The following is a 24,559-nucleotide window of genomic DNA, read 5'->3' as shown; positions in this document are numbered from 1 at the left end:
CTGCCTATCGATGCAAAAATACATCAGAAATACAGTGGATAGCCCGAAATGTATCAAGCCGGGAAAAAATTTTGGCATTAACCATCAATGACTTAAGCTGTCGACAAGCAATCGGAGAAGGTTAATGATTAGATAAGGCTTCTATTACGTTATCCTCAATAAAGCGTTGACAAACGACAGGCACCACCACACCCATGACCTTCGAGATTGTCCAGATCATCCAGGAATTCAACACCGTGGGGGGTGCAGAACGGGTCGCTTGGGACCTGTCGATCGCCTTTGGCCAGCTCGGCCAGGTAAACTCGGTCGTGGCATCGACGACGCCGCAATTTCCCCCCGCCAATGTCAAGCTCCGGCCGATTGTGCCCTGGCTCGCACGCCTCCCGAAGCGGGGGCTGTTTCGCCATGTCGGGCGGATGGTGGTCGTGCCGATCTTCACGATCGCGGCCAATTTTGCGAACCTGCCCAAAAGAGAAAGCGTGCTGATCAGCCATGGCGATACGTTTTATGGCGACATCCTGGTGGTGCACGCCGTCAATGCCGAGAACCTGAAGGAAAAGCGACGTGCCGGGCAGTGGAGCTGGCTCCTCAACCCGATCCATGCCTGGGTTGCCGTCCGCGACAGGCTGATGATCGGCGGCCTCAGGTATCGCCGCTATGTGGCCGTGTCGGGCCGCGTCAAGCACGAGCTGATGGACAATTACAGGGTTCCAGCGGACCGTATCGCCATCATTCCGAACGGGATAGACCTGTCCAAGTTCAGGGCGGAACCGAGAGGCGGCCATGCGCTGCGTGCCGAGTTCGGAATTCCGGATAACGCCAGACTGTTGCTGTTCGTCGGCCACGAATTCAGCCGCAAGGGCCTCGCCTACGTCATACAGGCCATGCAGACGCTGAACGATCCAACCCTGTGGCTCCTCGTTGTCGGCTCTGACAATCGCAAACCCTATGTCGCCATGGCAGGGTCCCTCGCATCCCGTATCGTTTTTGCCGGCGAACGCTGTGATATGGAGCGCATCTACCCCGCTGCCGACGCCTTCGTCCTGCCCACGGCCTACGAGACTTTCTCGCTGGTCTGCATGGAGGCAATGGCCTGTGGCGTGCCCGTATTGGCAACCCGTGTCGGTGGTATCGAGGAGTATCTGAAGGACGGTGTCAACGGCTACGGCATCGACCGCGACCGGGACGACATCGCCAGGAAGCTGGCCCTCGTTTTTTCCGGCGAAAGCGGCCTCCAGACACTCAAGGCAGGTGCAATTGCCACGGCAGACAGTTACAGCTGGAATGAGATAAGCCGGCGCTATGTGAGCCTTGCCGAAGACGTGCTCCGGGAGAAATATGCATGAGCCGATTGCCTCGGGCTTTCCTCTGCTGGGCAGGCTGCGTCAGCCTCGTCCTGGCGTCTATCGCCGGGCAAGCTTTTGCCGCCGAGGGAACGCTGCGGTGGCGAACGGGAAGCGGCAACATCGTCACGCATCTGACAGGAGAGGCGACGGCCCCGCTTTACGAGGGCCTGCATGCGATCGGTGCCCGCCTTGGGCGGATGAACTCCTACGGCTGGCGGGATCTTAAGCGCATTCCCACGCCGCACGACTTCGACGCCGCCATGATGGAAGCCTTTCACAAGGGCATAACGCCGGTGATGCTTCTGGAATACGAGGGCAGTTACCAGTACATCGATCCGCCGCAGCCGGTCGGCGCCTACAGCGACTGGTTCCGTGCCGGCGCCGAGTACGCCCGGCGGTTCCGTCCGAACGGCGATTGGGGCCGCGAAAACGGCATCAAGGATTTCGGCGCAACGATCTTTGCCGCCATTAACGAACCGGATGTGCAGAACACCATCCCGAAGAAGGACTATCACGACGCGCTCGCAGGACTGGCCGACGGCATCCATTCGATCGACAAAGCGCTCAAAGTCGTTCCCGGAGGATTTGCCGCCTGCAATATCGACGGCGACGCCACGCTCAGGGGCTACGGTCCGGCCATCGCCGACCTGCTGGAGAACGGCAAGCTGGATGGCCTCGACCTGCACACCTATTACAACGACCGCTGGTACCCCCTGACGGAAGGCCGTCAATTTTCCGCGCAGACCTGCTTCGACAAGATCAAGTCCAACATGGGCCTGAAGCGCGATATCAATTTCTACGCTACGGAATTCAACATCTCCCGCAGTGAAGGCTGGGGGGATGAGAAACTCTCGGCCAAACTCTTCCTGACGGCTTTCTGGGACAATTTTGGGGTCGTCGGCGCGAAGGGCCAGCCCGTCACCGTCTTCGCATTCCCGTGGAATATCGGCGATACCGCGCGCGTCGATGGGCCAGGCTACGCGATGGCGGCAAGCGAGGCACCCTGGCGGCCGGAGGAGCGCTCCAAGGTGATGCAGCGTGTTCTCGGGATTGCCGGCGACATGACCATCGTTGCCTCCGATCCCTATCACAGCGGAACGATGCATCTGACCGGACCGAAGTCGGATCTGTTCGTATGGCACAACCTGCGCGGATGGACGGACATCTCGGGTGGTCGCTGGACCATCGACCTGCCACAAGGCGCGCGCCGGATCGAGCTTTGGGGCTGGGACGGTCTTCGGGAGACCCACGAAGTCTCCGGTGACCGCTACGTCTTCGAGGCCCTTCCCGGTGGCGAGACATACATGGCGCTTGTCACGCGCTGAAGGCTTCAGCGATGGCGGCGGGCTGCCGCTGCAGCTTTCCAGGCGGAATGGAGCTGGTCGGCGATTGCCTCGTAGGTGAACGAGTTGCGCACATTTTCGAGCCCCGCAGCCGCCTTGTCGAACCTGTCCTGCGGGTTTTGATGGATATGCGTCAGAAGCTCGGCAATCGCACCGGGATCCCGCTCAGGCACGATCCATCCGCCTTTGCCGACGACATCCGGAATGGCTCCCGAGCGCGCGCCGATCACCGGAACCCCGCAGCTCTGCGCCTCGATGATGACTCGCCCGAACTGTTCTTTCACCGCCGGGGTCATATGCGTCATGAGCACAAGTGCATCCAGCGAACGGATGAAGTCGGCAACGCCTTCGGGATTGTCCCATGGGCGGATAGTCAGGCGGTCGCTGAGACCGAGCCGCTCTGCCCGAGCGCGCAATTCGCCTTCGAAGGGCCCCTCGCCCATCAGTTTCAGTAAAACCGGAGCGTTCGTCAGGGCCATGGCATCAAGAACATCGTGAATGCCTTTTTCCTCGATCAGGCGGCCGACATAGCCGAGGACCAGCCGCGACGATCCGGAGGCATCGCCTGTTGCGGGCATCGGCCTGAAGACCTGCTGGTCGACACCGTAGCCGATCGTGCTCACCGGCCCGCGATAGCCCCTTGCCTGGGCCACCACGGTGGCGTCGCTGCTGCGGGACAGGAGATGGGCGGTGTGGCCAAGCACATCCTTGCGGATCGCCTCGAAGGGCGGCGGCAGCCGCTTGAGGATGTTCTGGTCAACCTCAAGTACGAGCGCGGCATCGCCCTTCAGCATGCGGGCCTGTAGCGCGATGAAACTCCAGGGCTCCTCCCAGAGGTGGATGACGTGAGGCTGCGTTTCCCGGATGAGACGACCGAGGCCGCGATAGACGTGCAGGTACCAGCTGAACGGCCCGGCATGAGGGAACAGGATCGGCAGGACATGCGTGGTCACGCCGGGGTCGCCACCGGGATCGGCGGACAGGCTGCGACCGAACTGCTTCCAGCGGCTCGGCACGACCAGGTGGACGTCGAGATCGCTTCGACCTTCGAACGGTGCATAACGCAAGCGGCCGGCCGCGCGCGAAACGCCGGTATGGGCGATAGAGATGACCCTCAGTTTCTCCTCAGACACGACCAAGCATCCTCGCGGCAGCTGCCGACGCGCCGGCGATATGAAGCTCCGGTATCAACAGGTTGCGGTGAGCGCCATTCAGGGTGACGCGCGGATAGGCATATGGAACGTCGCCAGCCTTGAGCACGCCCTTCGTGGTCGTTGCGACGCTCTCGTAGCCTGACATGCGGGCAATCTCGAAATCGCGCGGACCGCAGTCGTTCACGCGCCCATAGGGAAATGCGAAATGGGCAACGGGAACGCCGAGCTTTTCGCGCAGGCGCGTGCGGCTTTCCGCCAGTTCGCGCCGTGCATCCTCTGGCGAAAGTCCGGAAACCCGGGGATGGGACAGAGTGTGCGATCCGATTTCCACCAGCGGATCCTTCGCCAGCTCCGACAGCATGTCCCAGGTGATCGCATGCCGCCGATGCACCGCCGCGACGTCGACATCGTTCTCATGGCAGAACGTCTTGTAGCGGGTGTTGGCCTCGCGGCCACTCCAGCTGTTCTGCAAGTCCTCGAACACCGAGACTTTGCGCTGTGCCGTCTCCGTCGCAACACGGCTGCCGTCTACGATGATGTAATCCCTCTGCTGGATCGTCTCCTCGAGACCGATCCACCACATCGGGAGGGTCCCGTCCGGAATTCCGGTCGTCACGAACAGCGTTATCGGCACGCCGTGCCGGCGAAACAGCGGGACAACCGTCTCGTAGGTGTCGCGGTAGCAATCGTCGATGGAGAAATTGACGAAGCTATTGCGTGTCAGAGGGTCTCTCGCCAGCTTCAACCCTTCCTCGATCGTCACCACCTTGCGTCGGCTGGCTGCCAGATAGCTCAGCAACGCATCGAGAAAATCGAGATCGAGATAAAAGTTGCGGTTTGGCAGGGTTGGCCACATCGCGGCGGGCGCGCCCCGGTGAAAGGTGAAGAAACAGCCCCGCGCACTGCGCATGGCATCGATCCACCGCGCCATGGCAGCCAGCATGGACGAGGAAAACGATGGAGGCGACAAAGCGCTGTCAGGCATCAGGCGGCGTTCCTTTCCTTGACATTATCGAACGGTAGAGCTTCCCGAATATTTCCGGGGCGAGCAAGGCGGCAGCAAACACGACCGAGACGAGATAGACCCCGATACCGCAGGCAAGTCGCGCAAGTCCGCCGTCGAAAAAGCCGATGATCTCCTTGCCCGCAAAGGCCATCAGCGCGACCGGCAGGAGCCCCCGTGCCAGCAGCTTGAACAGCGACATCGGCGTGCCGAGTGCGATGATGACGGCAGTACACATGACGAGGCTGCGGACAGTCTCACCGAGCCCCAGGAAGAAGGTCCCGTAGGTATGCGTGTGCTGCAGCGCCGCCGAGGTGGCATTGATGCCGATATTGGCAAGGTAGGAGGCGACGAGGATGCCGGCGGCAAGCGTGCTGCGGTTGGCCCGGTTCAACAGCCGCAACAGGATCCATCCAAGCGTCGATGCCCATAGTCCGATGGAAATGCCGCGCAACGCCTCGCTGGTCAATTCGACGCCAAGCGCATTGAAGGCGCCGCGCTGGAAGATCATGCGGACGATATCGGGCGCAAAGACGAAGATGAAAGCCGAGGCCGGCATCATCACGATGGCGACGAAACGCGTAATCGCCTCCGCCTGCTCCTTCAGCTTGCCGTCTCCACCGTGGGAAAGGACCGCGAGCCCTATGGGCTGGCTGACGAGCAGCAGCGCGCTGTCGGTCAGTGTACGCGCATAATCCATGGATGCGATGGCGCCAGTCGTCAGCCTTGAGGCAAGCAGCCGCTCGAGCCAGATGCTCGTCTGTTCGGCGGCCGGCAGCGGCAGGAACGGCACGAGGCGGCCGAGGAAGATGTTTGTCTCGGTCCGGATGTCGGCGACGCTGAGCTCGCGAAGGGCAAGGTTCCCCTCGCGCCACAAAGCCCAGATCGCCCAGATCGCAAGGCCGTTGAACGACAAGGTGAAGGCGATGGCAAGCATCTGGCCCTTGCCGGTAAGCACCAGCATGCAGAGGCCGAGCATCACGCCGATGTTGAGCATGGCGGCACGCGCATTGGTCACGCGTGTCTTGCCAAAGGCGATTTCGCCCGCTGCCAGGCAATTGATCGCCACGGAGGCCGGCATCGAGAAGGCCATGATCCGCACGAAATAGATCGTCTCCTGCTGATCTGCAGCCGAAACGCCTGCCATCATCGTATCCACCAGGAAATCGGCGATAACGATGGTGAGCACCATCAGCAGTGCACCGATGGCGGAGAGAGCGACGGTCATCGCTGCCAGGCGGCGGGCGGCTTCGCCATTGCGCCCCGCCTCCTGCATGCGCGGAATGAGGATTGCGGGAACGCTCTCGTTCTGCAGGAAGGCGAGCGGCAGCAGAATGATCGTCATCGAGCTTCGGAAGCTGTCGGCGAGTGCTGCGACACCGACCACATGCGCCATGAAGACTTCGCGTACGAAGCCGAGAGTCTTGCTGAACAAGGCACCGCTCGAGAGCCTCGCTGCGACCTTCTTGATCGAAGGCTCTGCCGCCGGTGCTGGCGCGTTTTCCTGTTCTGTTTTCGTCATGAGGCCGGGCCACTGCGCGTTTCGCCGGGGCGCGGATCGAGCGGCATCAGGACGACGAAGCTCCAGAACAGGAACCCCGCCTCGGCCGCCGTGATATTGGCCAAAGGGATCTGCAGCAGGCTGCCCATCGCCATTGCCCCGATCATGACCGCCTGGCGCGAGCGCTGCACGAGGGACCGCACGACGGCGTTCGATATCGCCCAGCCGAAGCTGCAAAGGCACAGAATGCCGACGACGATCCCCATCGTTATCCAGCAGGCAATGATCATGCCGTCGATCGGCATCTGGCCGGCCGAGCCGACATCGGTGACGGTAAAGCCGTTGCCGATCACCGAACTGTCCGGCTGCATCCACAGGGTATAGTATTGCATCAGGCGCTCCTGGAACGAGCCGTCCTGGCTGCCTTGACCGAGTGTTGCCAGGCGCTCTCCGATGACATCCGAAAAGGGCGGAATGGTCACGGCAATGGCGCCGGCAAGAACCAGGAAGATGGCGATCGCCTGCGCCTTCAGGCGCGTGCTGGTAAAGGCCAGGCAGAAGATCAGGGCCAGGATCAGCGACAGCCAAGCGGTGCGGTAGAGCGTCAACAACAAGGCGAGGATCGACGGCGCGGCGACGAACAACGAAATCCACCCTGTGCGCAGGAAGGCAACGAGCAGGAGGCCTGCCGCCGTAAAACTTGCAAAACTCGCCGGGCTGTTCATCGTCGAGAATACCCGGACGCCATAGGGCACGGGATCGCCGATGGACAAGATGGGCGCGAACTGCATCCAGTAGCGGTCCCACGGCTGGGGATCGACATATTGGAGAATGCCGTAGAGTCCGGTGATCGGCAGGATGACGAAAAAGGCGCGCACGGCGGCATCCAGGATCTCGTCGCGGTCTGCGCGGATTGTCAGCACGGCTGCGTAAAGCACCGGTGTCATCCATTTCAGCAGGCCGCTCGCCGCATCGTTCATCTTGCCCTGCAGGAGGGACAGCACGCCGGCATAGACGATGCAGCCACAGACGAGCACGAGAGGACCGAGACGGCTGTCGAAGCTTTCCTTGCGGTTGACGATATGGCGCAGTTCGACGACGGGCACGAGAAGCGCCATCAGTGGTCCGATCAGCACCAGGCCGAGTTCATCGTAGCCGGCGCCGTTGTCGATGACCCGCCTGACGAACGGCGCAAAGGCAAACAGCACGAGGCTTGCCTGGAAATGCGAGGCAATGCCGTTGTGCCAGGCAAGGATTGCCACGCCGATGCAACCGGCAACGAACAGCGGCCTGCCAAGCCCGCCGGTAAAATTGCCGATGACCGCGAATAGGCCGATCAACGCCAGCGCGGTGAGCCAGCCGGGAATTCTGCCCCAGTTTTTTCCATGCAGCCCGCCGGACACATCCATCCTCATGGCCGTCATGCCGCCGCAACCTTTGCCACGATGCGGGACACGGTCTGGCGCATGGTGACGATGTCGTAGACGGCGTTGACGCGCTGCTTTCCGACCGTCGCCTTTTCGCCAAAGGGCTTACGGTTTTCAAGGAAGCGTAACAGGGCGGCTGCGAGCGCTCTGGCGTCGCCTGCAGCAACGAGCGTTCCCGCCTTGCCGCCATCCAGAATTTCAGCGGAGGCGCCGGTGTCGGTGGCAATGACCGGTGTCCCCGCGCGCATTGCCTCGACGAGCGTCAGCCCGAATGGTTCCGGATCGACGGACGGATGAACAACGACATCCACCGCCTGCATCAGGCAGGGCACATCGGCACGCTGGCCGAGAAAGTGGACGCGATCCGCCAGTCCGGCTCTGCCAACCATATCGATCAAGCGACTGCGGTATTCATCCTCGCCAAACAGCGCACTGCCGACGATAATACACTGAACACCGGGAAGAGCTTCCAGGGCCTCAAGCACCACATGCTGGCCTTTCCAAGGCGCCAGCCGGCTGAAGACGCCGATGAGTGGGCCCTGCGGGAGCCCGAGCGCGGCGCGGTCGAGCGTCGGCGGCTGGTCGAGCGCGATCCCGTTTGGGACGATGTGCACAGAGCCGGCACGGCCTCCGGTAGCGACAAACGCGTCTGCGGCAGCTTGCGACGGCACGATGACGCAGGCTGCCCGCATAGTCGCCAGCATCACCTGCATCCGGCGCTGCATTGACCCGAAATGGCGACCGTCCATGATGTCGTGGAGATGCCAGATAAGCGGACGCCGGAGCAAAAACGAGGCGAGAGCAGACAGCAGGAACGCCTTTTGCGAATTGGCGTAGACCACGTCGTTTTGGCGAGCGGCAGCGGCGATCGCGCGGACCAGTCTCAAAAGCCGCGCCACGAGCGGCAAGGCTGCAAACAGGGACTGGTCGCGCTTGATCGTGCCGAGTTTCGCGCCGGAAGCGACCGAGACATCGATGCCTTGCCGGCGAAGGACATCTTCGAGCGGCCCACCCTCGAGCAGGAGTGCGGAAGCGTCCTTCCAGCCGACAGTCAGGCTGGCAAGGACGTATTCTGCGCCCGACATCACCCCTGCCTGGTTCACGAAAAGAACGCGCGGTGCGCCCATCAGGCGCTCCTTCTCTGCAGCCGGGCTGGAATAGCCGCCGAGTGTCTGTCCGGGCCAATTGACGGCAAGAGCAGCGCCCCGACGCTGAGCAGACCTAGTTCCGCCATCACTGCGCTCGCCTCATCCAGCTCCTTGTCGGTCTCGCCACCGCTGTCTGCGCAAACGACGGCACGGACTTGCAGCTGGGCTGCGAGCATGGCAAGGACATGGTTGGAGCGAGAATCGAACAACGCCGGGCCGCTAAGCAGCACAAAGTCATAGTGGCCGGCCCAGTCCATCATCGCCGTCAGCCCCTGCCGCTTGGCGGTGGCAAAAAGGTCGAGATCGGCTGGCCTGCCGGGGATGACATCGAGACCGGGCGTTTGCGTCCGGGAGACAGAGGCCGCAGGTTCGACCTTTCCAGCCAGCACGTCGCCAAGGGTCGGGTGATCTGCGGGGAGTTCGAACGCAGCTGCAAACTCCAGAGACGAGGGCGCGCATTCGATCATCAGGACCCTGAGCCCGCCCTTCACCAGCGCCTGTCCCGCCAGCAGACAGGCAAACGGCGCATTGCGCGAGTCATTGCCGACGGGTAGGAACACCAGCAGCCTTCCGCCCGAGGTTTCGACGAGGTCGGCCGCCATCTGCCGCACGCTCTGTCGGAACCCGGCGGACAGCATACTCCACCACGCCATGGTCAAAAGCGTCTCGTCGGGCTTTTCTGCCAGACCCGACGCCGGCAGTGCGGCGATGACCGGAAGCTTCTCAGCGACAACGACCGCATCGGGTGCTGCAGCCACGGCAGCGGGATCTGGCGCCGGCTCTTTCCGCGTCCTGGCAAACGGACGAACGATTTTTCCCCGTGGTTGCAGATCTGCACGGAAGCGGTCCCAGAACACGCAGCCTGCGCCAGCGAAGAACAGCCCAAGGGCCAGTCCCGCAGCCACCATGGGCATCTTTTTCGGGAAATAGGGTGTGGTCGGCATTTCGGCGAGGCTGACGAGGCGGGCACCGCCGTTTAGCGACCTGCGCTCCGACTCCAGTTCGCTGGCGCGCTGATAGAGCTGCGTATAAAGCTGGCGCTTGGCCTCCACATCCCGAACCATGCCTTCGATGGAAGCCTCATGCGAGCGTGCATCGGCAGCGTTGTCCTTGGCCTTGGCGGTTTGTGCCTTGAGCGCTGTCACCAGGCTGGAGGCGGTTTCGTAATCCTTGCGGGCATTGGCCGATATGCGGTCGATCTCGGCGGTCAGTTGCTTCTGCAGCAGCTCCATCGAGGCTTCGAGCATGCGACGCTGCGGGTGTCGCGGTCCGAGCACTGTGTTGCTGGCAGCCAGCTGGTTGCCGATCGTCGCCATCTGCTGCCTGAGATCGGCAACCGTGCGGTTTTCCAGCGCCATGGTCGAGGCATCCTGCCCGTTGCGCGTGTCCTTGATGGCATCGAGGCGGGCCTGTGCCTGCGCCTTGGCCTGTTCGGCGGCGGCAAGCTGCTGGCTGACGCTGGTCAGGCCTTCGGAGCTGATCGCTGCAGTCGATCCCTGCACCAGTCCGTTCTGCTGCCGAAAGGCCTCGATCTTGGCAAGGCTGTCGCGAATTTCGGTGTCGAGATTGGCGATCTCCTGCCACAGATACTTTGCGGCAACTTCACGGCTGTTGGACTGAGAGCTGCGCTGGTCGTCCAGATAGGCCGTGACCAGAGCATTCGCCAACGTCATCGCGGTGGCCGGAAGTGCGGAATTGTACGAGATGGACAGAACACGGGACCGGCCGACGGCGGCGACGGCGTAATGTTGCGCTACCGTGTCGGCCAGCAGCTGGGAATCGGCCGGAAGAGTTGCGCAGCGGGCGCCGGCATTGCGGCATTCGGCGATCACCTCGTCATAGACGCCGGGTTGCGCCAACGCGATCTTCAGCAGCCGCGAGGAGCGCACGATCATGATTTGGCTTTCCAGATCTGCCGGGTCGCCCTGTTTCTGGGCCCAGACATCCGACGTGCGCGTGGCCGGATCGTCTTCGGCAACGATGACCGAGCCGGTTGCAAGGTAACGCGGCGGAATGACGATGGTCGCGACGACGGAGAGCAGCACCACTGTCGCAAGGATGGCGAGCGCCAGCAGGCGGTGGCGCCATATCGTCGCGACGATACCGCTGCGCTCAACGCTAGCCGGTGCGTCGATCGACCGATCCTCCGCCATGTCACGCCTGTCGATCATTGCGTCATCCGTCTTCCATCGTAAATCTATCGCGGGGAACGTATCCGACTACAGACGACTTATAAGCTGAAATGGTTTCGTTAACATGTGCGCGCAGACCCGAGCGGAATTGCTCGGCGGAGAAACGCGCGGCCTGCGCCTTGCAGTTTTCCGGGGAAAATTCACCCTCCCGGCCCAGAAACAAGCGGACGCTGGCAGCAATGGCGGATGGCTCGGGCCAATCGAAGAACAGGCCGGTCCGGCCGTCGACGACGGTCTCGCAGGAGCCGCCGCGCCCAAGAGCAATCACCGGCGTTCCCTCAGACTGGGCTTCGACCGAAATGATGCCGAAATCCTCTTCTGCGGCAAAGATGAAGGCACGCGCAGTGGCCATCAGGTCACGCAGCGCGGTGTCGCTGACAAAGCCGGAAAACGTGACGTTGGCTCCAGCGATTTTCTGAAGATGCGCCGCCTCGGGGCCGTCGCCGGCCACGATCAGCCGCTGGTCGGGCAACTCGCCGAACGCACGGACAATCGCCTCGATGTTCTTGTAAGGCACAAGCCGGCTGGCGGCGAGAAAGTGGTCGCCCTTCGCCGCCTCTTGCTGGCGCGTCGAAAGATTGGCCGGCGGATAGAGCACCTTCGCCTCGCGACCATAGACCTTGCGGATGCGCCGCGCGACGAAGTGCGAATTTGCCAGCAGCAGATCCGGTCCGTTGGCGGTGCGGGTATCCCAGATGCGTAGCTTGTGCAGGAGCGGCCGCGCCAAAAGCCGCGTCACGGGATTTCGATTGCGGGCGAGATAGGCATGCTGCAGATCCCAGGCGTAGCGGATCGGCGAATGCACGTAGGCAACATGCAGCTGGTCCGGCCCGGCCAGCACGCCCTTGGCCACCGCATAGCTGCTGGAAATGATGAGGTCGTAGGACGACAGATCGAGCTGCTCGATGGCAAGCGGCATCAGCGGCAGGAAGGCCCGGTGCGCCCGCTGCATGAAGGGCATTTTTTGCAGGAAGCTTGTTCTGGTCTGCTTGAGACCGATGCGGTCACGGTCTTCCTGCGTCAGGAAATCGAAGAGGCAAAAAACATCGGCCTGTGGGAAGCATCGCAGCATCTCCTGCAATACCCGCTCGGCACCGCCGATCGTGTAAAGCCAATCATGTACAATCGCCACGCGCATCGGGAAAATCCTTTGATCCACTTTCCTCATACAATCCGACAGCTTAAAATTATGTTAGTCCGTACATCCTTAGGTTAAGCCCTTGTTAGCCATATCAGCCGGCGGCAGCACGAGAGCTGCCTTGCCGAGGCGCTCAATCGCCTCGACACATGCCACCAGCTCCTTGAGGATTTCGTCGCGAGCGTACCGGGCGGTCATGTTGTGCTCCGCACCGGCTGCGATACGGATCGTCGCATGGTCATATTCGGAGGCATGGCGCTTGCCGAAATGGCGAGCCAGCTCGTCCAGGCCGCCATCGTTCTCGGCATAAAGCAAAAACACCGCAACCCCGCGGTCTTGTAGTTGCTGTGCCTGTTGGCGGATGGAAGCCGTCAGCCTCCCGGCACTCGAAAGAGCGCCTGCGAAAGGCGGGAGGCGCGCCGAGAGCTGTCTCCTGGCGATACGCAGGCCTTTTGCACTGACTGCCAGTAGCGACTTGCGGCCGCTGAGAACATCCCTTGCGATCTGCGTCGAAAATGCACGCCGGCGATAGGTTGCGACCGAAGATGTTCCGCCGCTCATGATCTGCTCGAACGTCTCTGATGGCGAAAGTCCGAGCCGTACGGTGTTGACAGCGACCAGTCCCCGGATGCGCGGATCTGCTACCGCCGTCTGGATCGCCGCATATCCTCCACTGCATCTGCCCGATACGAGGACGGGACCGAGACCGAGCTCCTCGACCGTCGTGACGGCCTCGATCACGTCGCGGGTTTGCCCATCGACGTAGTAGGCGTGCCCATCGATATCCTCAGCGTCGCCGATACCGCCGGTGTCGATCCGGAAACTGGCAATGCCTTGCCGCGCCAGCTTCCGCGCGAACTCGACATGCATGCGCGCCCAGCCGATGTGGTAGTTGTCGCCTGAATTGATCATTATGACGGTTGCTCGCGGCGGCGATTTATCCGGCAGGCACAGGATGGCGAACAGGCGTCCCCCGTGCCCGAAGAGCACCGGCCTCTCGCTGTATCCGTCCCCTCGCAGAGCCTCCGCCAATGGCCGTTGCCCGGGGACCTCCCGTGTGCCCGGCGGCACCGTCTGCACCAGCCACGCGCAAACATTTTCGAAACATTCGAGCGGCGAAACCGACGCCTGATTATAGGCGAGAAAGCCTTCCGACCCCGTATATGTCGCAGCCGTGACTGTAAATCCTGCAGTGGCAAGCCGCTTCGGCCAGTCTGCCGCGCCTGGAATGCCCGGCCTCAACACGGATAGAAGCGGAATTGCCGAACGGAGATGCGTGCTCTCATCGAGCCGTAGCGCAGCGATCTCCTTGGCCAGGGCCATGGAGATGGAGTGGCCGGCGATCTCTATCGTATCCTTCGAGGGGGCATTGGGCAGGCCGAGGAAAGAGCCGATCAGACGACCGAGGATTTCCAGTTCGCGAAGCCCAGTCCTGCCTTCGCTTTGAGGCGCCATCTGAACGACGGCGGCGGCAGACACGAGATCGGCGCAGTGGGGTGCCAGCAGCCCCCCGACGCCATGGCCGACGAGGACAACCCTTTCCAACGAATAACGTTCGGTCAGGACGTTTGCCGCTGCCTTGACGGCATCCAGCCAGTCGGCCAAGGAGATACCGGCTTTAGTATCTCCGATACTGTCGCCGGCGCCGGGCCAATCGAAGCGCAGACAGCAATAACCGGCTTTCGCCAGTCTCTCCGCAAACCCGGCCCAGCCGCGCCGGATCGTCAGTTCCTCGAACCCCCAGGCGGGAAGCATGACTACTCCGGTGCTGCCGCTGCCATCATGGATGAACCCGGCGCATCCCTGGAATGTGACTGGTACTCCCAACGCGCGATCCAAGGTATTTTCCCCACGATGTCTTCACGGATCGGCCCACCAGGCAGTCGTTCAAAATCTGCATGGTGCGCCAGTGAAGGACATTAGCGTCGAGCAATATAAATATTTCGTATGCAGACGCGATCTAGTTCAGACATAGCCGCCGAGGCCTGCCCTCATCGCGTGAGCGCCGATACGTTCCTTCGGCCTGAAGCTAATGCTTCAGTCTGGCGCCCGCAGCCGGTAGCCGACGCCCGTTTCCGTGGTGATATAAACCGGCTGGTCGGGCGATGCCTCGATCTTCTGCCTGAGTTGACGGACATAGACGCGCAGATACTGCACGTCGGCGGCAGGTCCCCAGACCTGTTTCAGGACGAACTGATGCGTCAGCACCTTGCCGGCATGTTGCGCCATGACGCGGAGGATGTCGTACTCCTTTGGCGACAATTTGACCTCGACGCCATCCACCCGGACGATCCGCTTGACGAGATCGACGGATAGTCCTCCGGTCTGGAAAATGGCCTTCTCACCCTGTTGCTGCAGCCGGTGTCTCAAGGCGACGCGTATGCGGGCGGCAAGTTCGTTGACGCCGAAGGGCTTGGTCACATAGTCGTCGGCGCCGATTTCCAGCGCTTGGACGATGCCGCCCTCGTCCGTCCGGCTGGACAGAATGACGACAGGGATGATCACCCCCTCGTCGCGCCATTGCTGCAGCAGTTCGTGACCGGGTTTGTCCGGCAGTCCGAGATCGAGGATGATGAGGTCAGGCGGCTCGTTCTTGACAAGCCGGGCCGCCGAGAGGGCATCGGCAGCCTCGATGACATCGTAGCCCTGCGCCGTCAGCCCGACGCGCAGGAGCCGACGGATCGGCGGTTCATCGTCGACGATGAGGATCTTGATCGCTGCGCCTGTCATCTGAGATCTTCCATTGGGTGAGCGTCGATTGCGCGCGGCAGGCGAATGGTGAAGGCGGCGCCTGCCCGGTCGATACGGTTCGCTGCCGTGACGGTGCCACCCATCGCCTCGACAAAGCCGCGGCAGATCGACAATCCGAGGCCTGTCCCGGCGCGCACCTGGTCTCCCTTGCGGACGCGGTAGAACGTGTCGAACACGCGTTCGAGGTCATCGCCCGGAATGCCCGGTCCCTCGTCGGCTACCTCGACGAAGACGTTGTAGGGATTGGCCCAGCTGCGGATACTGATGGTCGACCCCTCCGGGGCATATTTTGCGGCGTTGTCGAGGAGGTTGAAGAACACCTGCTCGAGAAGCACCGGATCGACGCGCACCATCGGCAGGTCTGCGGCAATTTGCAGCTGCGTCTGGTGATGGGCGAGGATTTTGGCGCTCCGCCGAAGCGCGCTGCCGGCGATATCCTCTATGAAGTACAGCGCACTGTTCGGCTCCATCGCGCCCGACCCGATGCGCGTCATGTCGAGAAGGTTGGCAATGAAGCGGTTCAGCCGTTCGGATTCGTCAACGATGGTCGACAGAAGGTCGGCGCGGTCCTCGGCAGTCATCGAATCCAGATAGTCGCGCAACGTCCCGGCAGCACCGAGGATGGCCGCCAGCGGCGTCTTCAGATCATGGGAAATGGAGGTCAGCAATGCCGATCGCAACCGATCCGCTTCGACGGCAAGCTTGGCGCGGTCGACGTCGCCGACGAGCTGAATGCGCTCGATGGCGAGTGCGGCCTGATCCGCCAGCGCGTCCAGCAGGCGCTGCTGCTCCGGCGTCAGCAGCGGGCCGTCGCGCCGATCGCTGTCGAGGCCGATCACGCCGACGGCCGAGCGGCCGGTGCGCAGCGGAACATAGAGGCGCTTGGCGCCTGGCAGCGTATCGGCGCCGCGACCGGCGGCGTGGTTATGATCCCAGGCCCAGCGCGCAGCCGCGATGTCGGCGTCGTCCAGCGTGTCGTCCGGCGGATAGCCCGCCTTGACGGCAATCGTGCCGTCTTCCGGCAACAGCAGCACGACGCGAACCTTGAGCATGGAGGCCAGCTGGAAGGCCGTTGCCCACAGAACGTCGTCCAGCGTGCCGGTGCCGGCAAGCTTCTTCGAAAACAGATACAGGTCTTCGGTGGTCCGGGCGCGATGGCGGGCGGCAGCGGCTTGCCGTTGCACCGTTGCCGTCAGGTTGCTGGCGATGATCGCCACGCCGAAGAAAAAGAACAGCGCCAGCACGCTTTCGGGATCGCTGATCGTGAAGGTGTAGCGTGGCGGCAGGAAGAAGAAGTTGAAGGCCAGCGAACCGAGCACCGATGAATAGAGCGCTGGCCGCAGCCCGTGCATGACAGCCGAGGTCAGCACCGCCATCAGGAAGACGAGTGCCAGGTTGCGGACATCGAGGAACTGGTCGAGGAGTGCGCCGACCATCAGCGCGATGACGACATAACCGGTGGCAAGGAGATAGGCTTTCAAGTCGAAGGACGGAACGGCTGTGGCGCTGGCGACACCCCGTCCTGCCACCGGCGCATCCTTGTCGTTGCCGGAAATGACGTGGACGCTGATATCGCCGGCGCGCCGGATCAGCGCGTCCGATGCCGACCCCAAGAAGGTGTCCCGCCAGCGCCGCTTGCGCGGTGCGCTGGTGACGATATGGGTGACGTTCTGGCTGGCGGCGTGCTGCAGCAGTTCCTCGGCGACGTCCCGCCCCGGAATGGTGATCGCCTCGCCGCCCAGCTGTTCGGCAAGCCTCAGGGTGGCCGCGATCGTGTCGCGCTCCGTCTCCGAGAGATTGATCGAACGGTTTGTCTCCACATAGACCGCCGACCACCGCGCCCGAAGGCGCGATGCCATCCGCGCCCCGTAGCGCACCAGCGATGCCGAGCGCGGATCTTCATCGACGGAGACGAGAATACGCTCGCCGGCGGCCCAGGGCCCGGCAATCGCATTGGCCTGCATGTGCGTCAAAAGCTGGTCGTCGACGCGCTGGGCAGTGCGGCGCAAGGCCAGTTCACGCAGGGCCGTGAGGTTGCCCGGCGTAAAATAGTTCGTCAGCGCCCGCTCCGCCGTCTTGGCGACATAGACCTTGCCGTCGTGCAGGCGCTTGATGAGATCGTCCGGCGTCAAGTCGATGATCTCGACGTCGTCGGCCATGTCGATGATTGAGTCCGGAACGGTCTCGCGAACGCGGATGCGGGTGATCTGCGATACGACGTCGTTGAGGCTTTCGACGTGCTGGATGTTCAGGGTCGTGTAGACGTTGATCCCGCGGTCGAGCAGCTCCTTGACATCGAGGTAGCGTTTCGGGTGGCGGCTGCCCTCGGCGTTGGTGTGGGCCAGCTCGTCGACCAGCACCCAGTCCGGTCGCCGGGCGAGGATAGCGTCGAGATCCATCTCCTCGAGCAGCTGCCCCTTGTAGGGCAGCTTGACGCGCGGGACAATCTCGAAGCCGGAAAGCAAGGCCTGCGTTTCCGTGCGCCCATGGGTCTCGACGACGCCGATGACGACGTCGAAACCGTCGGCGATCTTGGCTCGCCCGGAGACAAGCATCTCGTAGGTCTTGCCGACCCCCGGAGCAGCACCCAGAAAGATCTTCAGGCGACCGCGTGTTTCCGCCCGGGCCTTCTCCAACAGGGCGTCGGGTGAAGGTCTCAGCAATTGATCGCGGTCGCCTGCAGACATCAAGTCATTCTTTCGCAATTGGCCCATGCCCGGGGGCGGGCCAAGGCCTGTTAGGTGGCCATGGCGTCAAGAGCCTGGTTGAGAGCCAGAACGTTGACCGTGGCCTCGCCCAGAATGCCGAGTTCGCGGCCCTGGACGACAGTGTCAATCAACGTCTTTACCTTGGCTTCGTCCAAGTTGCGAGCCTTGGCAATCCGGGGTACCTGAAAGTATGCCGCCTCCGGAGAAATGGCCGGATCGAGGCCGCTGCCGGAAGCGGTCACGAGATCGGCGGGCACCTCTGCATTCGGATTAGTAGCCTTGGCGGCCTCATAGTCGGCCTTCACGCGGTCGATCAGCTTCTTCGAGGTCGGGCCGAGGTTGGAGCCCCCGGAACTGGCAGCATTATAGCCATCGCCGGCAGCAGACGGACGTCCGTGGAAATATCGGTCGCTGGCAAACGCCTGTCCGATCAGCCTGGAGCCGATGACCTTGCCGTCCATGACGACAAGACTGCCGGCGGCCTGTGTCGGAAACAGCGCCTGGGCGGCGCCGGTCATTGCCAGCGGATAAAGAAGGCCGGTGAGAGCCGTGGTCACGACGATCATCACAATGGCGGGGCGGAGCTGGTTCAGCATTTATGAGTACTCCCTGGTTGGGGTGAAAGCGAGAATGCGGCGGTGGCGACGCGGGTTATGCAAGGCCAAGCGCCGTGACGATCATGTCGATTGCCTTGATGCCGATGAAAGGCACGATGACGCCGCCGAGACCGTAGATGAGCAGATTGCGGCTGAGTAGCGCGCCGGCACCGATAGGCCGGTATTTGACACCCTTCAGCGACAGCGGGATCAGTGCGATGATGATCAATGCGTTGAAGATGATCGCTGACAGGATAGCACTCTGCGTCGAGGCCAGCCCCATGATGTTGAGCGCCTTCAGCTGCGGGTAGAAGGCGATGAACATGGCCGGGATGATCGCAAAATACTTGGCGATGTCGTTGGCGATCGAGAAGGTGGTGAGCGCGCCGCGGGTCATGAGCAACTGCTTGCCGATCTCGACGATCTCGATCAACTTGGTCGGATCGCTGTCAAGATCGACCATGTTGCCCGCTTCTCGTGCCGCAACCGTGCCGGTGTTCATAGCCACGCCGACATCGGCCTGGGCCAGCGCCGGAGCGTCGTTGGTGCCGTCGCCGCACATGGCGACGAGCTTGCCCTTGGCTTGTTCCTCGCGCATCAGCGCCAGCTTCATTTCAGGCGTCGCCTGGGCGAGGAAGTCGTCGACACCGGCTTCGGCAGCGATGGCCGCTGCGGTCATCGGATTGTCGCCCGTGATCATCACGGTGCGGATGCCCATGCGGCGCAGTTCGGCAAAGCGTTCGCGGATGCCGCCCTTGACAATGTCCTTGAGCTGGATGACGCCGAGCAGGCGCCCGTCGCGGGCAACGGCCAGCGGTGTCGCACCCGATTTTGCGATCTCGTCGGCAATAGCCTGCAACTCGCGCACGACGTCATGATCGGCACTGCCGGAAGACGCACCGGCGCCGGTGACATAGGCAAGCACGGAGTCGACGGCACCCTTGCGGATCGACGATCCATCGACATCGACGCCGCTCATGCGGGTCTGCGCCGTGAATGGCACGAAGGTGGCCGACAGCGCCGTCATGTCGCGGCCACGGATCGCGTACTTCTCCTTGGCGAGCACGACGATCGAGCGGCCTTCCGGCGTTTCGTCGGCAAGCGAGGCCAGCTGCGCAGCGTCGGCGAGATCCTGCTCGGTAACACCCCGCACAGGCCTGAAGGATGTTGCCTGGCGATTGCCGAGCGTGATCGTGCCGGTCTTGTCGAGAAGCAGCGTATCGACGTCACCGGCAGCTTCCACGGCGCGGCCCGACATGGCGAGCACGTTGAAGCGGACCAGACGGTCCATGCCGGCAATGCCGATGGCCGAAAGTAGCGCGCCGATGGTGGTCGGGATGAGCGTGACGAACAGCGCGACCAGGATGATGATCGGGATCGAGCCGCCGGCGTAGGAGGCAAAGCTCGGGATCGTGGCGGTAGCGAGAACGAAGATCAGCGTCATCCCGGCGAGCAGGATGTTGAGGGCGATCTCGTTCGGGGTCTTTTGACGTTCGGCGCCTTCCACCAGGGCGATCATGCGGTCGATGAAGGTCGAGCCGGCAGCCGCGGTGATGCGGACCCGGATCTGGTCGGAGAGCACCTGCGTGCCGCCGGTCACAGCCGAACGGTCGCCGCCGGACTCGCGGATGACAGGGGCGGATTCGCCGGTGATTGCCGCCTCGTTGACGGAGGCAACGCCTTCGATCACTTCGCCGTCCGACGGGATGATGTCACCGGCCTCGACCAGCACGACATCGCCGACCTTGAGGCTCGTGCCAGACACCATGGTGAAGGCATCCCGGCTTCCCGACTGCAGCAGCTTGGCCTGGGTTTCCGTGCGCGATTTGCGCAGCGAGGCCGCCTGCGCCTTGCCGCGCCCTTCGGCAACAGCTTCGGCGAAATTGGCAAACAGGACCGTGAACCAGAGCCAAATATTGACCTGCAGCGAAAAGCCGAGATTGCTTCCGCCGGTGGCCAGATCACGGATGAACAGCACCGTCGTCAGCAGGGAAACTGTCGCAACGACAAACATGACCGGGTTCTTGGAAAGCGTACGTGGGTTGAGCTTTGCGAATGCACCGCCGATGGCGGGTATGAGAATGCGACTATCGAGGATACTCGCAGATTTTGCCTGGCTCATTGAGAGACTCCAGCGAAAGAGGAAGCGTGATCGGATGGGCCGGTCAGCCGTGAAGGATTTTGAAGGCGGCAAGCACGACCAGCAGGATGGCCATCATCATCAGGATGACGTCCGAGGCGCGAGTCGTGGCTGCCGGCCCTCGTGCCGGCGAACCGGCGCGAGGGCGTGTACGTTTGCGCAGCATGTGTCGCAGGATCATCTGGAAGACCTCAGAATGTCTGTCCGGCGATCATCATCAGATGCTCGACCACCGGTCCGAGCGCCAGCGCCGGGAAGAAGGTCAGGCCACCGACGATGACGATCGTGCCGACAAGTAGGCCGACGAACAGCGGACCATCGGTCGGGAACGTCCCGGCGGACGACGGGACCCGCTTCTTGGTGACCAGCGATCCGGCAATCGCCAGAGCCGGGATGATCACCAGGAAGCGACCCATCAGCATCGAGATGCCAAGCGTGATGTTGTACCAGGGCGTATTGCCCGAGAGGCCGCCGAAGGCAGAACCGTTATTGGCAGCCGTCGAGGTGTAGGCATAGAGGATCTCCGAGAAGCCATGTGGCCCGGCCGTGCCGATGGAGGCAACGGCGCTCGGAAGCACGGAGGCAATCGCCGTGAAGATCAGCATCGCGGTCGGCAGGCAAAGAATGGCAAGGATCGCCATCTTCATTTCCTTGGCCTCGATCTTCTTGCCGAGATATTCCGGCGTGCGGCCGACCATCAGGCCGGCAACAAAGATGGCGATGATCACGAACAGCACGATGCCGTAGAAGCCTGCGCCGACGCCGCCGACGATGACTTCGCCGAGCTGCATGTTGATGAGCGGAATAAGGCCTCCGAGCGCCGTGAAGCTACCATGCATGGCGTTGACCGCGCCGCATGAGGCCGCCGTGGTGATGACGGCGAAGAGCGAGGAAAGCACTACGCCGAAGCGGACTTCCTTGCCTTCCATGTTGCCGCCCTGCAGACCGAAGGCATGCATCAAGGGATTACCGGCAGCCTCGGCCCAGTAGGTGACACCGACACCGACGACAAACAGGATGCCCATCGTTGCGAGGATTGCCCAGCCCTGCCGCTGATTGCCGACCATCCGGCCGAAGACATTGGTGAGGGCCGCGCCGATGGCAAAGATCGACACCATCTGGATGAGATTGGAAATCGCATCCGGATTTTCGAACGGGTGGGCTGAGTTGGCATTGAAGAAGCCGCCACCATTAGTGCCGAGCATCTTGATCGCCAGCTGCGAGGCGACCGGGCCGACAGCGATGGTCTGCTGCGCGCCTTCGAGCGTCGTTGCGGTGACATAGGCGCCCAGCGTTTGCGGCACGCCGAGATAGACGAAGACCAGCGTCATGACGATGCAGATCGGCAGCAGGATGTAGAATGTGGCGCGGGTCATATCGACCCAGAAATTGCCGATCGCTTTACCGGAGGCGCGCGAAAAGCCCCTGATGAGGCCCATCGCGATGGCCATGCCGGTCGCTGCCGACAGGAAGTTCTGGACCGTGAAGCCTGCCATCTGTGTCAGGTACGACATTGTGCTTTCGCCGCCGTAGTTCTGCCAGTTGGTGTTGGTGACAAAGCTCACGGCGTTGTTGAACGACAGGTCTGTCGGCACGGTAGCCATGCCGGCGGGATTGTAGGGGAGCACCGCCTGGAAGCGTTGCAGTGCATAGAGCACGACGACGCCGAGAAGATTGAACATCAGCAATGAGAACGCATAGGAGGTCCAGTGCTGCTCCTCGCGCTCGCTGGTGCCAGCAAGTCGGTAAAGGCCGCGCTCGACAGGGCCGAGCACGATCGAGAGGTAGGTGCGCTCGCCCGCAAACACGCGGGTCATGTAACCGCCGAGCGGTTTGACGAGCACTATGACGATCCCGCAAAAAAGCAGGATCTGAAGCCATCCGTTGAGGGTCATGGGGTTATCTTTCAGGTCCCGGCGCCGGGCGGATCAGAAGCGCTCTGGGCGAATGAGGGCATAGGTGAGATAGACCGTCAGGAAGACGGTCACCGCACCGCTCAAAATGTAGTCGAACAGCATGGGTGTTATTCCTCTTCAGAGACGGTCGCAGGCTTTGGTGTAGGCAAAACAAAGCCCGAAAAAGATGATGACGATGCCAAGCATGGCGATATCCATCGCGCGCATGTCCTTTCAGATTGTCGAGAAACAGGGAGCCACAGGGCTTACGCCCGGCGAGAAAGCACGCGCTTCCCGCACCAATGATATGCACCCGATCCGCATAAACGTTCGAGACGTGATCGCGGCGGCCCATATAAAAAAGCTATAAAGATTTGGAGGTTTTGCAGTCTGCGTGGGCTCGGGGCAGAGAGCGCTCGCAAAAAAAATGCGGCATGCGTGTGACACAGCCGCGAGCAGAAGCCGCGACTGCGGGCTGTCTCGAGGAGGCAGCCGGGTTTAGCCGGTGGGCAGAGTTGCCTCAATCCTCGACGAAGATCGGATCCTGCGTGAACTGCCCGCCCTGGTAGACGGCTATGGGCGAACGGGGATCGGGGCGAACGACGGCCGCCTCGAGCTCGGCACGAAAGCGCTCGGCATTGTCCTTCGGATGCCAACCCAGGAAGGAGGCGGCGGAATTGTCCCACCAGCGGCTGTCATTGTCCGACACGCCCCAGATGATCGGGCATCCCAGCATCGGCGCGCGAAAGACGCAGCCGATCAGGCTGGCAAAATCGTCAAAGGACATCCAAGTCGACAGCATCCGATGATTGGATGGCTTTTCCATGCAGCTGCCGATCCGCACGATGGCAGTCTCCTGCTGGAACTTGTCGAAGTACATGTGCGCGAGGGCCTCGCCGAAACATTTCGACACGCCATAAAGCCCGTCGGGGCGCATCGGCGCGACTGTGTCGAGGTGCTGATCCTGCCTGTAGAAACCGACGGTGTGGTTCGAGCTCGCAAACAGGATGCGCGGCTTTCCGTGGGCACGGGCCGCCTCGTAGAGATTGTAGAGGCCGAGCAGGTTGGCATTCAGGATCTTGGAAAACTTGTCTTCGACGGAGATGCCGCCCAGATGCAGGATACCTTCACAACCCTCCACGAGCCGATCGACGGCCTCGGCATCGCTGAGGTCGCAGGTCACCACTTCCTCGTGGGCTTCAGCCTTACCGAGCTCGACGATATCCGACAGCCGGATGACATCCGCCATCGACGCCAGACGTGTCCGCATTGCCCGGCCTAAACCGCCGGCAGCGCCGGTCACCAGCAATCTCTTCATATCCAACTCCTCCAAACCCATTCCAACTCATCATACATGTTGGCAGATTTGCGTCAACGATGCAGCTTCGTCATGGCTTATGTCGCCAATATGATATAGGCATTTCCACCAAAGAAGTCTTGCAGATCGAAGGAACCGACGGCGTGGCCCTACAGCCTAAGTCACAAACCGAAGCAAAGTCGCAAACCCTGGTGGCCCGTCTCAGCGACACATTGCGCCGCGCCATCGCCGCCGGCCAGTTCCCCCCGGGCAGCAAGCTGCCGAGCGAAGCGCAACTGACCGAAACCCACGGGGTCAGCCGAACGGTGGTGCGCGAAGCCATCGCTGCTCTTCGCGCCGACCGCTTGGTCGAGGCGCAACAGGGTGCGGGTGTCTTCGTGCTGGACCCGCCTGGCCAGATCCAGGCCTTCGGCAGCCTCGATCACGCCCGTGTTTCCTCGGTTATCGAGCTTCTGGAGTTAAGAACAGCCGTCGAAGTCGAGGCGGCGGGCCTTGCCGCCCTGCGCCGATCGCCGGCCCAGGAAGAGGCTATCTTCGAGCGCCACCACGCCGTGCGCGACTGTCTCGACGCCGGGGTGCCGACCAGCGAGGCCGACTTCGCGCTGCATCTGGCCATCGCCGAAGCGACCAATAACGGTCGGTTTCGCGAATTCCTGTCGATGATCGGACCGCGCATCATTCCCCGTGCTGCCATCCGTGACGGAGAGAACGAAGCCGACCAGTCGACCTACATCCTCCTCATCGACGACGAGCATCAACAGATCGTCGCCGCCATTTCTGCCGGCGACGAGGAAGCCGCCCGGGCCGCCATGCGCCGCCACCTCAGGGGCAGCCAGGACCGCTACCGCACACTGTTGCGCGGGCAACGCAAACCTGTATGATGAGTTGTTGACAATGGG

The 24,559-nt window shown here is 62.3% G+C and carries 19 protein-coding genes; 3 read left to right on the top strand and 16 right to left on the bottom strand.

Features of this window, described 5'->3' with window-relative positions:
- Positions 1 to 194 precede the first annotated feature (194 nt).
- Together J5278_RS23800 and J5278_RS23795 are read left to right on the top strand one after the other, a co-directional pair.
- On the top strand, positions 195 to 1,346 hold the full coding sequence (locus J5278_RS23800) for a glycosyltransferase family 4 protein (RefSeq protein ID WP_257623427.1): 1,152 nt from the start codon (positions 195 to 197) through the stop codon (positions 1,344 to 1,346).
- The gene (locus J5278_RS23795; protein ID WP_257623426.1) at positions 1,343 to 2,671 is read left to right on the top strand and encodes a hypothetical protein; all 1,329 of its coding nucleotides are present in this window, start codon (positions 1,343 to 1,345) and stop codon (positions 2,669 to 2,671) included. Before J5278_RS23800 ends, J5278_RS23795 begins: the two co-directional genes overlap by 4 nt.
- 5 nt (positions 2,672 to 2,676) lie before the next feature.
- On the opposite strand, the gene J5278_RS23790 is transcribed toward J5278_RS23795, so the two are convergent.
- The 16 genes from J5278_RS23790 to J5278_RS23715 form a co-directional block, all read right to left on the bottom strand.
- Positions 2,677 to 3,822: a glycosyltransferase gene (locus J5278_RS23790; protein WP_219258594.1), complete on the bottom strand. Its 1,146-nt coding sequence runs from the start codon at positions 3,820 to 3,822 to the stop codon at positions 2,677 to 2,679.
- A complete protein-coding gene (locus J5278_RS23785; RefSeq protein WP_219258592.1) occupies positions 3,815 to 4,828 on the bottom strand; it encodes a polysaccharide deacetylase family protein in 1,014 nt (337 codons plus the stop codon). Before J5278_RS23785 ends, J5278_RS23790 begins: the two co-directional genes overlap by 8 nt.
- Positions 4,821 to 6,368: a lipid II flippase MurJ gene (locus J5278_RS23780; RefSeq protein WP_219258588.1), complete on the bottom strand. Its 1,548-nt coding sequence runs from the start codon at positions 6,366 to 6,368 to the stop codon at positions 4,821 to 4,823. Before J5278_RS23780 ends, J5278_RS23785 begins: the two co-directional genes overlap by 8 nt.
- Positions 6,365 to 7,771 (bottom strand): O-antigen ligase, encoded by a 1,407-nt coding sequence (locus tag J5278_RS23775; RefSeq protein ID WP_257623425.1) that lies wholly within the window; start codon positions 7,769 to 7,771, stop codon positions 6,365 to 6,367. The genes J5278_RS23780 and J5278_RS23775 overlap by 4 nt, the downstream gene beginning before the upstream one ends.
- Positions 7,768 to 8,901 (bottom strand): glycosyltransferase family 4 protein, encoded by a 1,134-nt coding sequence (locus J5278_RS23770; RefSeq protein ID WP_219258586.1) that lies wholly within the window; start codon positions 8,899 to 8,901, stop codon positions 7,768 to 7,770. The genes J5278_RS23775 and J5278_RS23770 overlap by 4 nt, the downstream gene beginning before the upstream one ends.
- Positions 8,901 to 11,093, bottom strand: a complete 2,193-nt coding sequence (locus tag J5278_RS23765; RefSeq protein WP_219258584.1) for an exopolysaccharide transport family protein — start codon at positions 11,091 to 11,093, stop codon at positions 8,901 to 8,903. Before J5278_RS23765 ends, J5278_RS23770 begins: the two co-directional genes overlap by 1 nt.
- Positions 11,094 to 11,097: 4 nt before the next feature.
- Complete coding sequence (locus J5278_RS23760; protein WP_219258583.1) at positions 11,098 to 12,252, bottom strand: glycosyltransferase; 1,155 nt, start codon at positions 12,250 to 12,252, stop codon at positions 11,098 to 11,100.
- Positions 12,253 to 12,321: 69 nt separating this feature from the next.
- Positions 12,322 to 14,079, bottom strand: coding sequence for an alpha/beta fold hydrolase (locus J5278_RS23755; protein WP_209229644.1), 1,758 nt, complete (start codon positions 14,077 to 14,079; stop codon positions 12,322 to 12,324).
- Positions 14,080 to 14,289: 210 nt separating this feature from the next.
- Entirely contained in the window at positions 14,290 to 14,982 is a 693-nt protein-coding gene (locus J5278_RS23750; RefSeq protein WP_209229646.1) for a response regulator transcription factor, read from the bottom strand.
- Positions 14,979 to 17,690 (bottom strand): sensor histidine kinase KdpD, encoded by a 2,712-nt coding sequence (locus J5278_RS23745; protein WP_142831324.1) that lies wholly within the window; start codon positions 17,688 to 17,690, stop codon positions 14,979 to 14,981. Before J5278_RS23745 ends, J5278_RS23750 begins: the two co-directional genes overlap by 4 nt.
- Positions 17,691 to 17,740: 50 nt before the next feature.
- Positions 17,741 to 18,307, bottom strand: coding sequence for a potassium-transporting ATPase subunit KdpC (kdpC, locus tag J5278_RS23740; RefSeq protein WP_209229648.1), 567 nt, complete (start codon positions 18,305 to 18,307; stop codon positions 17,741 to 17,743).
- Positions 18,308 to 18,362: 55 nt separating this feature from the next.
- The gene (gene kdpB, locus J5278_RS23735; protein WP_142831326.1) at positions 18,363 to 20,429 is read right to left on the bottom strand and encodes a potassium-transporting ATPase subunit KdpB; all 2,067 of its coding nucleotides are present in this window, start codon (positions 20,427 to 20,429) and stop codon (positions 18,363 to 18,365) included.
- 43 nt (positions 20,430 to 20,472) lie between these two features.
- Positions 20,473 to 20,613, bottom strand: coding sequence for a hypothetical protein (locus J5278_RS23730; RefSeq protein WP_209184825.1), 141 nt, complete (start codon positions 20,611 to 20,613; stop codon positions 20,473 to 20,475).
- A gap of 25 nt (positions 20,614 to 20,638) precedes the next feature.
- Complete coding sequence (gene kdpA / locus J5278_RS23725) at positions 20,639 to 22,342, bottom strand: potassium-transporting ATPase subunit KdpA (RefSeq protein ID WP_143123246.1); 1,704 nt, start codon at positions 22,340 to 22,342, stop codon at positions 20,639 to 20,641.
- A 33-nt stretch (positions 22,343 to 22,375) separates the two neighbouring features.
- Positions 22,376 to 22,465: a K(+)-transporting ATPase subunit F gene (gene kdpF / locus J5278_RS23720; RefSeq protein ID WP_111221508.1), complete on the bottom strand. Its 90-nt coding sequence runs from the start codon at positions 22,463 to 22,465 to the stop codon at positions 22,376 to 22,378.
- 397 nt (positions 22,466 to 22,862) lie between these two features.
- Positions 22,863 to 23,660: an NAD(P)-dependent oxidoreductase gene (locus J5278_RS23715; protein ID WP_219258581.1), complete on the bottom strand. Its 798-nt coding sequence runs from the start codon at positions 23,658 to 23,660 to the stop codon at positions 22,863 to 22,865.
- Positions 23,661 to 23,803: 143 nt separating this feature from the next.
- On the opposite strand from J5278_RS23715, the gene J5278_RS23710 reads away from it, so the two are divergent.
- Positions 23,804 to 24,541: a FadR/GntR family transcriptional regulator gene (locus J5278_RS23710; RefSeq protein WP_257623424.1), complete on the top strand. Its 738-nt coding sequence runs from the start codon at positions 23,804 to 23,806 to the stop codon at positions 24,539 to 24,541.
- Positions 24,542 to 24,559 lie beyond the last annotated feature (18 nt).

It is taken from the genome of Rhizobium sp. B21/90, from assembly GCF_019355815.1.
Taxonomy (GTDB): Bacteria; Pseudomonadota; Alphaproteobacteria; order Rhizobiales; family Rhizobiaceae; genus Rhizobium; species Rhizobium rhododendri.
The sequence above is the reverse complement of the archived record's forward strand: the minus strand, read 5'-3'. Positions and strand labels throughout refer to the sequence as shown.

Coding starts and splice junctions, on each gene's coding strand:
- J5278_RS23800 (WP_257623427.1), top strand. CDS start 195: ATGACCTTCGAGATTGTCCAGATCATCCAGGAATTCAACACCGTGGGG.
- J5278_RS23795 (WP_257623426.1), top strand. CDS start 1,343: ATGAGCCGATTGCCTCGGGCTTTCCTCTGCTGGGCAGGCTGCGTCAGC.
- J5278_RS23785 (WP_219258592.1), bottom strand. CDS start 4,828: ATGCCTGACAGCGCTTTGTCGCCTCCATCGTTTTCCTCGTCCATGCTG.
- J5278_RS23780 (WP_219258588.1), bottom strand. CDS start 6,368: ATGACGAAAACAGAACAGGAAAACGCGCCAGCACCGGCGGCAGAGCCT.
- J5278_RS23775 (WP_257623425.1), bottom strand. CDS start 7,771: ATGACGGCCATGAGGATGGATGTGTCCGGCGGGCTGCATGGAAAAAAC.
- J5278_RS23770 (WP_219258586.1), bottom strand. CDS start 8,901: ATGGGCGCACCGCGCGTTCTTTTCGTGAACCAGGCAGGGGTGATGTCG.
- J5278_RS23765 (WP_219258584.1), bottom strand. CDS start 11,093: ATGATCGACAGGCGTGACATGGCGGAGGATCGGTCGATCGACGCACCG.
- J5278_RS23760 (WP_219258583.1), bottom strand. CDS start 12,252: ATGCGCGTGGCGATTGTACATGATTGGCTTTACACGATCGGCGGTGCC.
- J5278_RS23750 (WP_209229646.1), bottom strand. CDS start 14,982: ATGACAGGCGCAGCGATCAAGATCCTCATCGTCGACGATGAACCGCCG.
- J5278_RS23745 (WP_142831324.1), bottom strand. CDS start 17,690: ATGTCTGCAGGCGACCGCGATCAATTGCTGAGACCTTCACCCGACGCC.
- kdpC (WP_209229648.1), bottom strand. CDS start 18,307: ATGCTGAACCAGCTCCGCCCCGCCATTGTGATGATCGTCGTGACCACG.
- kdpB (WP_142831326.1), bottom strand. CDS start 20,429: ATGAGCCAGGCAAAATCTGCGAGTATCCTCGATAGTCGCATTCTCATA.
- J5278_RS23730 (WP_209184825.1), bottom strand. CDS start 20,613: ATGCTGCGCAAACGTACACGCCCTCGCGCCGGTTCGCCGGCACGAGGG.
- kdpA (WP_143123246.1), bottom strand. CDS start 22,342: ATGACCCTCAACGGATGGCTTCAGATCCTGCTTTTTTGCGGGATCGTC.
- kdpF (WP_111221508.1), bottom strand. CDS start 22,465: ATGCTGTTCGACTACATTTTGAGCGGTGCGGTGACCGTCTTCCTGACG.
- J5278_RS23715 (WP_219258581.1), bottom strand. CDS start 23,660: ATGAAGAGATTGCTGGTGACCGGCGCTGCCGGCGGTTTAGGCCGGGCA.